This is a genomic window from Salinarimonas sp. (genome assembly GCF_046292825.1).
Taxonomy (GTDB): Bacteria; Pseudomonadota; Alphaproteobacteria; order Rhizobiales; family Beijerinckiaceae; genus Salinarimonas.
In genome coordinates, this window is the sequence record NZ_JBKBQG010000003.1 from 64,635 (window position 1) to 79,187 (window position 14,553).

The window sequence follows — 14,553 nt, forward strand, 5'->3', positions numbered from 1 at the left end:
CCCTCATTCGGCCGCGAGCGCGAGGATGCGGCGCGCGGGCACGTCCGGCGGCGCGTCCATCTGCGCGAGGCGGCGGGCGAGCCGGGCGGCGAGGATGCGCACGTTCGGCTCGAGCACCATGGAATCGTGGTCGCCGGGCACCTCCTCCACGCACAGAGCCGGCGCGAAGCGCGTCCAGCCATTGTCGGAGTGGACGAATTCGCGGTGCCGGCCGACGAAGCGGCCGCCGGTGACGCGGTAGCGCTCGTCGAGCGGCGGCCGGAACAGCAATGCGGGTCCGCCCCAGGGCAGCGGCGCATAGGCCGCCGCCGCCGCGCAGAAGGCCTGCGCCACCGCCTCGCTGCGGAAGGCGTGCTCGGCCGGTTGCTCGGGGGCGAGCCGGGCGCGGGTGCGGGCGATCTCGAAGGCGATCCGCGCCCGCAGCCAGCGCGCGAAGAAGCCCGGACCTTCCTCGCGCAGCTCCCCCAGGCGCACGAGGAGCCGATCCGGCAGGGTCAGCCGCGGCCGTACCGGCAGCGGCGTGTCGAGGAAGAAGAGGAGCCCGACGCGCTCGCCCGCATCCTCGATCTGGCGCGCGATCTCGAAAGCGGTGATGCCGCCGCCGGAGAAGCCGCCGATCGCGTAGGGCCCGTGCGGTTGCACGGCGCGGATCTCGGCGAGGCAATCGGCGGCGGCCGCCTCGATCGAGGCGTGCGGCTGCGCCTCGCCGTAGAGCCCGCGCGCCTGCAGGCCGTAGACCTTGCGATCACGGCCGAGCCGCGTCGCGAGCCCGCGCAGGTTGAGCACGTTGCCGAACATGCCGGCCACGACGAAGACCGGCGTGCCCGGCCCGCCCTCGCCCTCGTGCATGGGCACGAGGTGGTGGAAGCGCGGCGTCGGTGCGGACGCCGTCTCCGCGACGCCCCCCGTGCGCGCCTCGATCAGCGCGGCGCAGGCGGCGACGGTGGGCGCCTGAAACAGCGTCGAGATGGGCAGATCGACGCCGAAGGCCTTGCGGATCATCACGAACAGGCGGACCGCGACGAGCGAGTGCCCGCCGAGATCGAAGAACCCGTCCTCGACCCCGATCGGCGAGACGCCGAGGAGCTCCTCGAAGAAGCCCGCGAGGATGCGCTCGCATGGCGTGCGCGGCGCGACGTAGGCGCTCGCGAGGTCGGGCCGCGCGAAGCCGCCGGCCTCCGGAATCCGCGCCGCCGCCTCCGCCTCCGCAGCCGCCTCGCGGGCGAGGTCGTCGAGGTCGAGCGAGGTGACGATCAGGTGCGGATGCCCGAGCGCGAGCGCGCGCGAGAAGGCCTCCGCCCCCTCCGCCGGCTTCACGCCCTGGGCGAGCGCGCGGGCGAGGCGGGCGCGGGCGGGGGAGGCGGCCTCCGCCTCCTCCGGCGACGCGGCGAGGCTCAGCTCGGCGGGGCGCGGCGGCGGCAGCGCGTCGAGCGCGAGCGGCTTGTCGAGGCGCTTGGCGCAGAAGCCCTCGACGCTCACGAGCACCCGCCCGTCCGGATCGCACAGATCGACGTCGAAGCGCGCGAGATCCGCGTCCCTCCCGCGCAGGCGCACCACGCTGACGATCCGCTCCGGCAGCGGGGCGTGGACGCGGATCGCGTCGTAGGAGAGGGGCACGTAGAGGCGCGCCGGGTCGTAACCCGGCACGAGCGCCATCGCCCAGCCGGTCGCGATGTCGAGGAGCGCCGGGTGGAGCCTGAAGCCGGCCGCGAGATCGGCCCGCGCCCCGTCGGGGAGCGCGAGCTCGGCGATCCCCTCGCGATCGCCGAGCGCCGTCGCGCGCAGGACCCGCCAGCGGTCGCCGAAGCGCAGATGCGCCTCCTGCGGGGAGGGCAGGGTCTCGCCGGGCGCCGCAACGAGGCGGTTCGCGCAGCGGGCGCGGATCGCGGGGAGGTCGAGATGCGCGGCTGGCGCCTCGTCTCCGGGCAGGAGCCGCGCGCGCGCCGTCGCGACGAAGGCCTCGCGCCCCTCGTGACGCAGGCCGGCGCAGAGCGTGAAGGCGAGGCCGTCGCGGCTGCGGCTCAGCCGCGCCTCGATCGGCCGCTTCGCGTCGTCGGCGACGTGCAGCGGGCGCAGGAATTCGAGATCGGCGATGGTGTAGGGCGTCGCGACGCCCTCCAACGCCAGCGCCTGCGCCGCGATCTCGATCGTGCCGGTGCCGGGCAGGAGCGCCTCGCCGGCGGCCGTGCGATGGCCGTCGAGCACCCAGAGGTCGCGTGCGGAGAGCCGCGCCGCATAGGTGCGTGTCCCGTCGGGCGCGGTGCGCAGCGTCTCGAGGAGGGGCGCCGAGATCGGCATCGCGGGGGCGGGCCCGCCCGCGAGCGCCGAAGCGGCCATGCCGACCTCGCTCCAGATCCCCCACGCGATCGCGATCACCCTCGTGCGTCCTCCGGCGCGCGACTGCGCGAAGGCGTCGAGGAAGGCGTTGGCGGCGACGTAGTCGACCTGCCCGGCGGGCGCCGTCGCGACGCTCGCGGAGGAGAACAGGACGAGCCCGTCGAGCGTCCCGTCGGGAAAGAGCGCGTCCAGAACCCGCGTGCCGTGGACCTTCGGCGTCAGCACGTCCTCGATCTGCGAGGGCCGCTTCGTGGCGATCAGCCCGTCGGCGAGATGGCCGGCGGCGTGGACGACGACCTCGATCTTCCCGAAGCGCGCCTCGGCCTGCGCGATCGCCGCGCGCATGGCGGCCTCGTCGCAGACGTCGGCGGCGACCACCATCACATCGGCGCCGGAGGCCTCAAGCCGCTCGACGGCGCGGATGCGTCGGCTGACGGGATCGTCCTCGCCGCAGGCGGCGCAATGGGCGTCGAAGGCGGCGCGCGGCGGCAGCGGAGTGCGCGCGAGGAGGACGAGCCGCGCCCGCCGCTCGCGCGCGAGCCGCTCGGCGATGGTGAGCCCGATGCCGCCGAGCCCGCCGGTGATCAGGCAGGTCGCGCCCTCGCGGATCGGAAACGTCTCGGCCGGGGGCAGCGGGGTCGCCTCGTAGGCGAGCGCGAAGCGCCGGCCGCGGCGCAGGGCCGCGATGCCGCTCTCGGGGGCGGCGAGGAGCTCCTCGGCGATCGCGTCGGCGAGTCCTTCCGCCGCGTGGGCGCGCGCGGCGTTCCGCGGCGCGAGCCGGCCGAGGCCGCGCGGCACGGGCGGTGGCGGCACGATGTCGAGGAGGGCGACGCTCGCGCCGGGCATCTCGCGCGGGATCACCCGCACGGGGCCGATCACCGTCGCCTTCTCGGGATGGTCCGGGCGCTCGCCGTCGAGCCCGACCGCGCCGCTCGTCACGACGAGGACATGGGGGGCGGGCGCGCTCGGCTCGTCGAGCCAGGCCTGGGCGAGGTGCAGGAGCGCGTAGAAGCCCTGCTCCTGATGGCGGTGGAAGGGGCTCGATCCGGCGCGCACGCGCGGCGCCCGCGGCGCGAGCCAGAAATGGGCGATCCGGCCCGGCACGCCCTCCGGCGTCTGCGCGAGCGCGGCGAGGAGCGCGTCGTAGCCGGCGCGGCCCTGTTCGGGGGCGAGCGTGAAGGCGTCGGGCCCGATCCTGCGAAACCCGTCTCCCGCCTCGACCGTGACGATCCGATGCCCGGCCCGCGCCAGTCGCTCTGCGACCCGTCCCCCGATCCCCTCCTCGTCGAGGAAGAAGAGGAAGCTCGCGCTCGGCATCGCGGCCAGGTCGCGGGTGAGGTCGATCGCTCCCGCCGGTAGGCGCGGACGCCAGACCGGGCGGTAGCCGAACGCGTCGAGCGAGGCCTTGCGCCGCGGCGAACCGGGTGCGGCCTCGATTGCGGGGGCGCGGCGCTCGAGGAAGTGGCGCTCGTCGGCGAAGCGATAGGTCGGCAGCGGGACGCGGTGGCGGCGCGCGTCGCCCCAGATCTGCCCCCAATCGACGCCCACGCCCGTCGCCCACAACCGACCGATCGTGCCCAGGAAATGCACGTCGTCGGCGATCGGCTCGTCGGGATGGCGCAAGGAGGCGAGGGTGCGGTTTCCCGGCACGCCGTTGGCGCGCACGAGGCTCTCCAGCGTGCGCCCCGGGCCGACCTCGAGATAGACGGGGCTCGCGCCGCCCTCGCGCTGCGACGCGAGCCCCGCCTCGAGCGCGGCGATGCCGTCGGCGAAGCGCACGGTGCCGGCGAGATGGGCGACCCAGTAATCGGGATCGGTCGCCTCCTCGGCCGTCAGGAGCGCGCCGGTGCGGTTCGAGACGATGGGGATGGCGGGCGCCGCGAGCGGGATGTCGGCGGCGACCGCGCGGAACGCGTCGAGGATCGGCGCGAGCATGCGCGAATGGGCGGCGATGTCGATGGGGACGCGCCGGCATTCGACGCCCTCGCGCGCGAGATGCGCGGCGAGCCGATCGAGCCCGGCGCGCGGGCCGGAGGCGACGCAGGCCTGCGGCGCGTTCACGCTCGCGATGTCGAGGCCCTCCGCGGCGAGCGGGCCGTCGAGAACGCGCGCGAGCGCGTCGGCGGGCAGCGGCACGGCGAGCATGCCGCCGGCCGCGACCGTGTCGAACAGGCGCCCGCGGGCATGGACGAGGCGGATGCAATCCTCGAAGGACATCACCCCAGCGACGCAGGCGGCCGCGTTCTCGCCCATGCTGTGACCGATCAGCGCCGAAGGCCGCAGCCCCCACGACATCCACAGTCGCGCGAGCGCCACCTCGACGATCAGGATGAGCGGCAATTGCAGGGAGGGTCGGCGCAGCCGCTCGGCCGCCGCGGGGACGTCCTCCGGCGCGGGAAAGAGGAGCTCGCGCGCGCCCGCCGCGCCGAGCCGCTCGAGCGCGGCGAGCCCGCGATCGACCTCGTCCTTGAACACGGGCTCGGTCGCGTAGAGCCCCTGGGCCATGCCGGGATATTGCGCGCCGCCGCCGGGGAACAGGAACACGACCGGCGGGTCCTCGCCCACGCGCTCATGGGTGAAGACGCGGCGCGGATCGCCGCTCTCGAGGAGGCGCGCGGCCTCCTCGTGGCTCTCCGCGACGAGCACCCGCCGCTTCTCGAAGGCGCGCCGGCCCTCCTTGAGGGTGTAGGCGATGTCGGCGAGGGGCGATTCGGGATGCGCGCGCAGATGGCCGGCGAGGGCGGCGGCGTTCGCGTCGAGCGCGACGCGCGTGCGGCCGGAGACGACGAGGAGCTGGAAGGGCCAGTCCGACGGGTCGGAGGCCGGGCGGGGCGGGGACTCCTCGAGGATCGCGAAGGCGTTGGTGCCCCCGACGCCGAGCGCGTTGACGCCCGCGCGGCGCGGCGCGTGCGGGCTCTCCCAGGTCTGCGTCCGCGCCGCGACCCGGAAGCGCTCTCCGAGATCGAGAGCGGGGTTCGGCGTCTCGAAGTCGAGGCTCGCGGGGATCGTGCGGTGATGCAGCGAGAGCGCGGCCTTGATCAGGCTCGCCGCCCCCGCCGCGGTGTCGAGATGGCCGATGCCGGTCTTCACCGAGCCGATCCGGCAGGGCTCGGCGCGGCGGCCCTCGTCGCTCGAGAAGGCGGCCGCGAGGGCGGCGATCTCGATCGGATCGCCGAGGAAGGTGCCGGTGCCGTGGCACTCGACATAGCCGATCGCCTCGGGCGGGAGCCCGGCCGCCGCGAGCGCCGCGCGCACGTTCGCCGCCTGGCCCTCGACGCTCGGCGCGAGATAGCCGGCCTTCGCCGCGCCGTCGTTGTTGACCGCGCTGGCGCGGATCACGGCGTAGACCTGATCGCCGTCCGCGAGCGCGTCGGCGAGGCGCCGCAGCGCGACGATCGCGACGCCCGAGCCGAACACGGTCCCCGCGGCGCGCGCGTCGAAGGCGCGGCAATGGCCGTCGGGCGAGAGCACCTCGCCCTCGCGGTGGAGATAGCCGCGCCCGTGCGGCAGCTCGATCGTGACGCCGCCCGCGAGCGCGAGGTCGCATTCGCCCGCGCGGAGCGCCGCGCAGGCCTGATGCGTCGCCACGAGCGAGGTCGAGCACGCGGTCTGCACCGACAGGCTCGGCCCCTTCAGGTCGAGGACGTGGCTGACGCGGGTGGCGAGGAAGTCCTTGTCGTTGCCCGTATGGCGCAACAGGAACAGGCCCGTGCCCGCCACGAGATCGGGATGCGAGCAGACGTTCCAGTAGAAGTAGCTCCCCATGCCGCAGCCGGCATAGAGGCCGATGCGTCCAGGAAAGGTCTCCGGCACGTGCCCCGCGCTCTCGAGCGCCTCCCAGGCGGCCTCGAGGAAGTGGCGGTGCTGCGGATCGAGGATCGCGGCCTCCTTGGGGCCGAAGCCGAAGAAGCCCGCGTCGAACCGATCGTAGCCCTCGAGCGGCGCCGCGTAGGGGACGTAGGCCGGGTCGTGCAGGCGCTCCGGCGTCTCGCCCGCTTCGAGGAGCGCCTCGCGGTCGAGCGCGCGGATCGACGACACGCCCTCGCGCAGGTTGCGCCAGAAGGCGTCCGGCGTGCGCGCGCCGGGCACCCGCAGCGCCATGCCGACGATCGCGACGTCCTCGCGCGATGCCGCGCCCTCGTTCCCGTTACCCATGTCTCGCAAGCTCATCAGGAGACCTTCTCGGTGCCGGCGACCGTTCCGTCGGCGAGGTCGGAGGCGCCGTGCAGGCTCAGGCTCAGGCGGGCGAGCGGGCGCAGCCCGGCGAGCGTCATCGATCCGCCGCGCGCGCGCATCGCGTTGCGGATCACGAACAGGAGCCCGACGGTGCGCGCGTCGAGGCAGCGGACATGCGCGAGGTCGATCTCGAGGCTCGTCGCGTGGACGAGGGTGTTCTTCAAGGTGACGAGGAGCGCCTCGACCCCGCCGAGCCGCGCGTCGCCCTCGAGCGCGAGCCGGCAGCGGCCCTCGTCGAGCGACGAGCCGCGCAGCGCGATGCCGCGTCCGCGCGGCGGCGCGATCACGTCGAGAAGGGCGAGGGGCGCGAGGCGGAAGGCGACGATGCCCGACAGGCACAACCCGTCCCAGGCATAACGCTTCCACAGGCGCGGCTCCTCCTTGATCCGCCAGAGCCATTCCACCCCGCGCAGCCGCCAGGACGGCGGCGCGCGGCGCACGCGGCCCGCGCGGAAGGCGAGGACGGCGCCGAGATGGCTGCGCAGGGGCACCGCGATCCGCTCCGCGTTGCGGGCGAGCCAGCTCTGGCCCTTCACGGCGCCGAGCGCGACGACGAGGAAATCCGCGCCGCTCGCATTGATGGTCTCGATCACGTCCTGCCCGCTCAGCTCCTCGACGCTGCCGCGCCCGGGATCGAGAAAGCCGACGCAGGTCACGCCGATGCCCTCGCGCGCGAGGCTGCGCGCGGCCTCCTCCGCCACCCCGGCATCGCCGCCGAAGAAGAACACCCGCAACGGGTCGGCGCCGGCGGGGCGGGCGACGAGCGCGTCGAACAGGTCAGACCCCGCGACGCGCTCGCGGATCGGGATCCGCACCCGCCGCGCGAGCCAGGCGAGCGCCGCCCCGTCGACGGTGCACAGGTCGCTCGTGCGCAGCGTCTCGCGGAAATGCGGGTCGAATTGGCTGTTGACGAGGAAGTTCACGTTGGCCGTCGAGATCAGCGTCCGGTACAGGCCCCGCGCTCCCGTCACCATCGCGACGACCTCGCTCATGCTGATCTCGTCGACGAGGATGCCGAACAGACAATAGGCGCGGCGGTCGAGCTCCGCCTCGAGCGAGTTCGCCATGGTCGTTGTCCTTCACGAAGGAGACGCACCGAGCCGACGACGCGGGATGTGCCGAGGACCGGACGAGGGTGCCTCCGGCGCCGCGCCGGCTCGCGAGCCGCGCGGGGAATTAAAGTAAAACATTCACTTCGCCACCCCAGACGCGCGAATTCGATCTGTAGGCCGCGAGCTTCGTCTCTGTACTAAGCGCAATCAAGCAGCGCAGCGTTTATTTTCGGGCCCCTGATATCACAATCATTTGGATCGAAAGGTGGAATAATCCATGTTTAACCGTCTGGTAACTAAAATTGAATTGCGAATGCCGCAATGCCGCCCAATAAAAACTCGAAGTGAGGCGCGGTTTCGCTCCGGGCGAACAGCGAACGAAGCCGCGTTTCGATGGGCAAGACGGCCGACCTGCGTCACCGGGGAGTGCATCGTGGATGGTTCTGTCAGACGCGGCGCCGGCCCTCCCGCCGGTGCTCGGGACATGTCGGTCGCGCGTGCCTCGGTTGCGGGCACGGCGGAAGGAGCGCGGTTCGACGACCGGCGGGAGCGGGGGGAGCGCGCGAAGCGCTGCTTCGATCTCTGCGCCGCGATCGTCCTCCTCGTCCTCGTCGCGCCGCTGCTCGCCGCGCTCGCGATCGCGATCAAGCTGCAATCGCCCGGCCCCGTCCTCTTCCGCCAGACCCGGCTCGGACGAGACGGCCGGCCGTTCGAAATCCTCAAGCTGCGCTCGATGACCGTCAGCGAGAGCGCCGGCGGGACCGTTCAGGCGACGCGTGCGGACGCGCGCGTGACGCCGATCGGACGCTTCATGCGCCGCGCGAGCCTCGACGAGCTGCCGCAGCTCGTGAACGTGATCCGCGGCGAGATGTCCCTCGTCGGCCCGCGCCCGCACGCCGTCGATCACGAGCGGCATTACGAGGGTCTGATCGCCGACTATTCCCTGCGCCGGAGCGTGCGTCCCGGCGTCACCGGTCTCGCCCAGGTGAGCGGGCGGCGCGGCGCGACGCCGCGGCTCTCCGACATGCAGGCGCGGGTCGAGATGGACCTCTGGTACGTGCGCAACCGCTCCTTCGCGCTCGATCTGCGCATCCTCGTCCTCACCGTCCCGAAGGTCCTCTGGGACGAGAACGCCTATTGAAGACGGGAGCGATCGTGGACGGGAGCGTACGCCAGACGAAGCCGACCGAGCGTCCCCGCGAGCCGGAGGCGGCGCCCGCGGTCGAGCCCGGCGGGCTCGCGCGGCTCCTGCGCGGGAGCACGCTGTCGGCCCGCGCGGCGCGCAGCTCCGCCTTCGCCGCCGCGGGCTTCGGCGCCGGCCAGGCGATCCGTCTCGGCTCGAACCTCGTTCTCACGCGCATCCTGTTCCCGGAGGATTTCGGGCTGATGGCGATCGTCCTCGCCGTCACCACCGGGCTCGCGCTCCTCTCCGACATCGGGCTCGGGCCGGCGATCATGCAGAGCCGCGCCGGCGACGAGCCGCGCTTCCTCGACACCGCCTTCACGATCCAGATCCTGCGCGGCGCGATCCTCTTCCTCGCGACCTGCGCGCTCGCCCTGCCGCTCGCCTCGCTCTACGGCGAGCCGCTGCTCGGCGCGATCCTGCCCGTGGCGGGGCTCTCGCTCCTCGTTTCCGGCTTCCTGCCGACGAAGATCGAGACGGCGCACCGCCACCTGCGCTTCGGGCGCGTGATCCTCCTCGATCTCCTCTCCCAGATCGCGGGGACGATCGTCGTCGTGGCGCTGGCGCTCTGGCTGCGCTCGGTCTTCGCGCTCGCGATCGGCCTGGTCGCGGGGGCGGCGATCCGGCTCGCGCTCGTGTGGGTCTTCCTGCCGGGGCGCGGCAACCGGCTCGGCTGGGATCGGCCGCGCGCGCGCGAGCTCGTGCGCTTCGGGATCTGGATCTTCGCGAGCACGGCCTGCGCCTTCGTCGTCCAGCACGCCGACAAGCTCCTCCTCGCCAAGCTCGTCCCGCTCGACGTGCTCGGATTCTACGCCATCGCGCAGATCCTCGCCTCGGCGCCGATCGCGCTGCAGGCGGCGATCCTCTCGCGCACGATGATCCCGCTCTACCGCGAGCGGCCGCCGAGCGCGAGCGCGCACAACCGCGTCGTCCTGCGGCGGGCACGGATCGGCGCCGCGGGCGGGACGATCGCGCTCCTCGCCCTCGTGGCGCTCGTCGGGGTGCCGCTCGTCGAGTTCCTCTACCGGGAGCCGTTCACGCGCGCGGGACCGCTCGTCGTGCTCGTCGCCTGCGCGCTGATGCCGGCGGCGGCTCTGGCGGGGATCGACCAGGCGGCGCTCGCGGCGGGCGATTCCCGCGGCTTCTTCGCCGTCGTGGCGGTGCGGGCGCTCGCGCATCTCGCGGCCTTCCTCGCGGGCTACGCCCTCTTCGGACTGCCGGGCGCGATCGCGGGCCAGGCCGTCGCGGTCCTGTGCGCCTACCCGGTGCTGTTGCGGCTCCTGCGGCGGCACGGCGCCGCCGATCCGGCGCTCGACGCAGCCCTGCTCGCGGCGAGCGCCCTCCTCGCGCTTCTCGCGATCGGCGTCTCGGTCGAGGCGATCGCCGGCTTGGCGTTGGAGTGAGCCGATGCCGAACGCCTTCGCCTATGCCGCGCTCCTCCTGTGGCCCCTCGTGGCGATCCTCCTGTTCGCGCGGCTGCGGGTCGACAAGGCGCTCGTCTGGACGCTCATGGGCGGGTATCTGCTCCTGCCGCCGGTCGCGGCGATCGATCTGCCGATGATCCCGGCCTTCGACAAGGCGTCGATCCCCAGTCTCGCGGCGCTCGCCGCCATCCTCGCCCTCGGCCATCGTCTGCGCCCGCTCGACGGGCACGCCGTCGAACGCACGCTGCTCCTCCTGTTCGTCCTCGCGCCGTTCGCCACCGTCCTGACCAATCTCGACCCCCTCCGCTACGGGCTCGCGACGCTGCCGGGGCTGCGCGTCTACGACGCGATCGCGGTGCTCGCCCACCAGGCGATCCACCTCGCGCCCTTCCTCGCCGCACGCCGCGTCCTGCGCGAGGAGGGCTCGCTGCGCGTGCTCCTCGCCGCGCTCGCGGTGGCGGGTCTTCTCTATTCGCTGCCGATGCTCCTCGAGGTGCGCCTGAGCCCGCAGCTCAACACCTGGATCTACGGCTTCTTCCAGCACAGCTTCGACCAGATGATGCGCTCGGGCGGCTATCGGCCGATCGTCTTCCTCGAGCACGGCCTGTGGGTGGCGTTCTTCGCGATGACGGCCTTCGTCGCCGCGCTCGCCTTGTTCCGCGCGGGCGCCGCGCCGGGACGCTCCGCCTGGCTCGCGGCGGCCTTCTACCTCTTCGTCGTGCTCGTGATGTGCAAGAGCGCGGCCTCGATCCTCTATGCGCTCGCGCTCGCACCGCTCGTCATCGTGGCGAGCCGTCGGCTCCAGCTCCTCGTCGCCTGCGTCCTCGTGATCGTCTCCTTGAGCTATCCCCTCCTGCGCGGCGCCGACCTCGTGCCCGTCGACGCGATGCTCGAGCAGGCGCAGGCGATCGAGGAGGACCGCGCCGCCTCCCTGCGCTTCCGCTTCGAGAACGAGGACGCGCTCCTCGAACGCGCCCGCGAGCGGCCGCTGTTCGGCTGGGGAATCTGGGGCCGCAACCAGATCTTCGATCCCGAGAGCGGGCGCATGACGAGCGTCACCGACGGGCGCTGGATCATCGTGATCGGGACGTTCGGCTGGCTCGGCTACCTCGCCGAGTTCGGCCTCCTCGCCTTCTCGGTCCTCTTCGCGACGATGCGGGAATGGCGGAGGACGGGCGGCGCGGGCTCGCCCCTCGTCGGCCCGCTCGCGCTGATCCTCGCGATCAACATGGTCGACATGCTGCCGAACGCGACGCTGACGCCGCTGACCTGGCTCGTCGCCGGCGCCCTCGTCGGCCACGCGAGCCGCCTCTCGGCGCCCGCCGCCGCTCGAATTCCGGCGCCGACGACGCCCACGCCGGCCTGCCGCCCCTATCCGATCACCTGAACCGAGGAGCCTTCGAGATTCACACGCCGTCACCTGCGCATCGAACCGAGATCGGAAGCCGCCGCCCTTCTCCTTCCCCTCAGGGGAAGGTGGCCCGGCGGCGAAGCCGACGGGTCGGATGGGGTCATTCGCCGCGCCAGCGGCGAAGGGGCGTCGTCGTAGAGCTGCTTACGTTCGGCGGCTCCCGACGCCCCTTCGACCCTTCGGGTCGAAAGATCCCATCCGTCTCCGACCCCTGTTCGGGGTCGGAGCCACCTTCCCCTGAGGGGAAGGAGAGGGAGCGCCATCATCCCACGCGTGCAGGAGCCACGACGCGTGCGCCTTGCAGGCCGAAGAACCGAGGAGCCGAGATGACGAGCCGACACCGCGTTCTCCTCATCGCCGAGGCGGCGAACCCGGAATGGGTGTCGGTGCCGCTCGTCGGTTGGTCCCTGGCCTGCGCGCTGCGCGAGGTCGCCGACGTCCACGTCGTCACCCATGTGCGCAACCGCGACGCAATCCTCCGCGCCGGCTGGGTGGAGGGACGCGACTTCACGGCGATCGACAACGAGATCCTGGCCGCGCCCGCCTGGCGCGTCGCGAGCGCGCTGCGGCTCGGGGAGGGCAAGAGCTGGACGCTGCTGCAGGCCGCCTCCGCGATCGCCTATCCGCTCTTCGAGCGGGAGGTCTGGCGGCTGTTCGGCGAGCGCCTGCGCGGGGGCGGGTTCGATCTCGTCCACCGCATCACGCCGCTCAGCCCCACCATACCGAGCCCGATCGCCGCGCGCTGCGCGCGGCTCGGCATCCCCTTCGTGATCGGCCCGCTCAACGGGGGCCTGCCCTGGCCGCGGGAATTCGAGCGGGAGCGCTGGCGCGAAGGCGAATGGCTCTCCTATCTGCGCGGCGGCATGCGGCTCCTGCCGTGGCGACGCGCGACGCTGCGGGCCGCGGCCTTGATCGTGGGCTCGCGGGCGACGCGGGCGGAGATGCCGGCGCGCGCCCGCGCGCGCTGCGTCACCATTCCCGAGAACGCCGTCGATCCGGAGCGCTTCGCCCGCCGCGCGCGGCCCTGCGGATCGGGTCCGCTGCGCGCCTGCTTCGTCGGCCGGCTCGTGCCCTACAAGGGCCTCGACATGCTCCTCGAGGCCGCGGCGCCGCTCGCGCGCGCGGGGCGCCTCGTGCTCGACATCGTCGGCGAGGGGCCGATGCGGCCGCGGATCGAGGCGCTCGTCGCCCGCGAGGGTCTCGGCGAGAGCGTGCGGCTGCACGGCTTCCTGCCGCACGCGCGCGTCCGCGACGTGCTCGCGCAGAGCGAGGTCTTCGCCTTTCCCTCGATCCGCGAGTTCGGCGGCGGCGCCGTCGTCGAGGCGATGGCGCTCGGCCTCGTGCCGATCGTCGTCGATTACGGCGGACCCGGCGAGCTCGTCACGGCCGAGACCGGCATCAAGCTGCCGCTCGCCGACCACGCGAGCCTGACCCATGCGCTGCGCGAGGCCCTCGCGCGGGCGCAGGCCGACCGCCTCGACCTCGTCGCCCGCGGGGCGCGGGCGCGGGCGCGGGTGCTCGCGCTGCTCACCTGGCGGCGCAAGGCGGAGCAGATCGTGGAGGTCTATCGCTGGGCGCTGCGCGAGCGGGCGGACCGGCCGGTCTTCTTCGAGGAGGAGGCGCCCGCGGCCGTTTTCGCACCGGAGCGCGACGCGCCCGCGCCGGCCCTCGGGACCCGGGTCGCGGGAGGGCCCGCCTGATGCGCATCCTCTACCTGATCCCCGAATTCCCCGGCCAGACGCACGTGCTGTTCTGGCGCGACATCGAGGCCCTGCGTCGGCACGGGCACGACGTGCGCCTCGCCTCGACGCGACGACCCGCGAGCCCCTGCCCGCACGCCTTCGCGAACGAGCCCTGCACCTGGCTGTGGCCCTACCGTCGCCGCGACCTGCGCGAGGCGCTCGGGCCCGGCGGCGCGCGGGCGGCGCTGAGCGCGCTTCGCGTCGCGGAGGGCGGAGGCCGCGAGAGGGCGCGCCTCCTCGCTCTCGTGCCCGCGGCCGTGCGGCTGCGGCGTCTCGTCGAGGAGGCGGCGATCGATTACGTCCACGGCCAGTCGCTCGCGCAGAGCGCGTCGGTGCTCCGCCTCGCCTACGAGATCCGCCCGTTCGCCTACGGCCTCGTTCTGCACAGCGCGATCGACGGGTTCGGGCGCAATCTGCGCTGGAAGGCCGAGCGGGCGCGGCTCCTCGTCGGCGTGACCGGCGCGGCGATGCGGGATCTGCGCGCGCTCGGCACGGGGGTGGACGTCGCCACGATCGCCTGCGGCGTCCCGCTCGACCGATTCGTGTTCCGCGAGCGCGAGCCTGGGGCCGCGCTGCGGCTCGTCACCGTCGCGCGGCTCCACGCGGGCAAGGGCCTCGGAGCGGTCGTCGAGGCCGTGGCGCGGCTCGTGTCCCGATACGACCTGCGCTACACGATCGTCGGCGAAGGGCCGTGGCGCCCGGATCTCGAGAGGCTCGTCGAGCGCCACGGTCTGTGGGACGTCGTCACCCTCGCCGGCGCCCGCGACGAGGCGGGGATCGTCGAGGCCCTGCACGGGGCGGATCTCGCGGTGCTCGCGAGCGCCGCCGAGACGACGGCGATCTTCGTGCGGGAGGCGATGGCGACGGGGCTGCCGGCGATCATGAGCGACGTCGGCGACGCGCGCCTCATGATCGACGAGGGCGTCGAGGGCTTCGTCGTGAAGCCGGGCGACGTCGCGGCGCTCGAAGCACGCATCGCCTGGTTCTGCGAGAACCCGGCCGCGCGGGCCGCGATGGGCCGCGCCGCCCGCCGGCGCGCCGAGCGGGATTTCGACGCCGAGCTCGGCCCGCGCGCGCTCCTCGCGGCGCTCGGTCACGGGGCGCACGCACCGCTCGCGGCCGTCGCTCGGGCCTAGAGCATCACCCCGCCATCGAATGTCGGTCGGCC

The 14,553-nt window shown here is 73.7% G+C and carries 7 protein-coding genes; 5 read left to right on the plus strand and 2 right to left on the minus strand.

The genetic code is table 11. From position 1 onward, the window contains the following. Positions 1-3: 3 nt before the first annotated feature. Both ACK4UM_RS02850 and ACK4UM_RS02855 read right to left on the minus strand, forming a co-directional pair. A complete protein-coding gene (locus ACK4UM_RS02850) occupies positions 4-6,507 on the minus strand; it encodes a type I polyketide synthase (RefSeq protein WP_409795340.1) in 6,504 nt (2,167 codons plus the stop codon). Further along, positions 6,507-7,640, minus strand: a complete 1,134-nt coding sequence (locus ACK4UM_RS02855; protein WP_409795343.1) for a WecB/TagA/CpsF family glycosyltransferase — start codon at positions 7,638-7,640, stop codon at positions 6,507-6,509. The genes ACK4UM_RS02850 and ACK4UM_RS02855 overlap by 1 nt, the downstream gene beginning before the upstream one ends. Positions 7,641-8,109: 469 nt before the next feature. Here ACK4UM_RS02855 and ACK4UM_RS02860 point away from each other — a divergent pair, with 469 nt between their 5' ends. From ACK4UM_RS02860 to ACK4UM_RS02880, 5 genes are all read left to right on the plus strand, one after another. Beyond that, positions 8,110-8,766: an exopolysaccharide biosynthesis polyprenyl glycosylphosphotransferase gene (locus tag ACK4UM_RS02860; RefSeq protein WP_409795346.1), complete on the plus strand. Its 657-nt coding sequence runs from the start codon at positions 8,110-8,112 to the stop codon at positions 8,764-8,766. Further along, the gene (locus ACK4UM_RS02865) at positions 8,763-10,211 is read left to right on the plus strand and encodes an oligosaccharide flippase family protein (protein WP_409795349.1); all 1,449 of its coding nucleotides are present in this window, start codon (positions 8,763-8,765) and stop codon (positions 10,209-10,211) included. The genes ACK4UM_RS02860 and ACK4UM_RS02865 overlap by 4 nt, the downstream gene beginning before the upstream one ends. Positions 10,212-10,215: 4 nt before the next feature. Continuing rightward, positions 10,216-11,619, plus strand: a complete 1,404-nt coding sequence (locus tag ACK4UM_RS02870) for a hypothetical protein (RefSeq protein ID WP_409795351.1) — start codon at positions 10,216-10,218, stop codon at positions 11,617-11,619. A 350-nt stretch (positions 11,620-11,969) separates the two neighbouring features. Beyond that, positions 11,970-13,343: a glycosyltransferase family 4 protein gene (locus ACK4UM_RS02875; protein WP_409795355.1), complete on the plus strand. Its 1,374-nt coding sequence runs from the start codon at positions 11,970-11,972 to the stop codon at positions 13,341-13,343. Continuing rightward, positions 13,343-14,521 carry a glycosyltransferase gene (locus ACK4UM_RS02880; RefSeq protein WP_409795358.1) on the plus strand — a complete coding sequence of 393 codons (1,179 nt, stop codon included), beginning with the start codon at positions 13,343-13,345 and terminating at the stop codon, positions 14,519-14,521. The genes ACK4UM_RS02875 and ACK4UM_RS02880 overlap by 1 nt, the downstream gene beginning before the upstream one ends. The last annotated feature ends 32 nt before the right edge of the window (positions 14,522-14,553 follow it).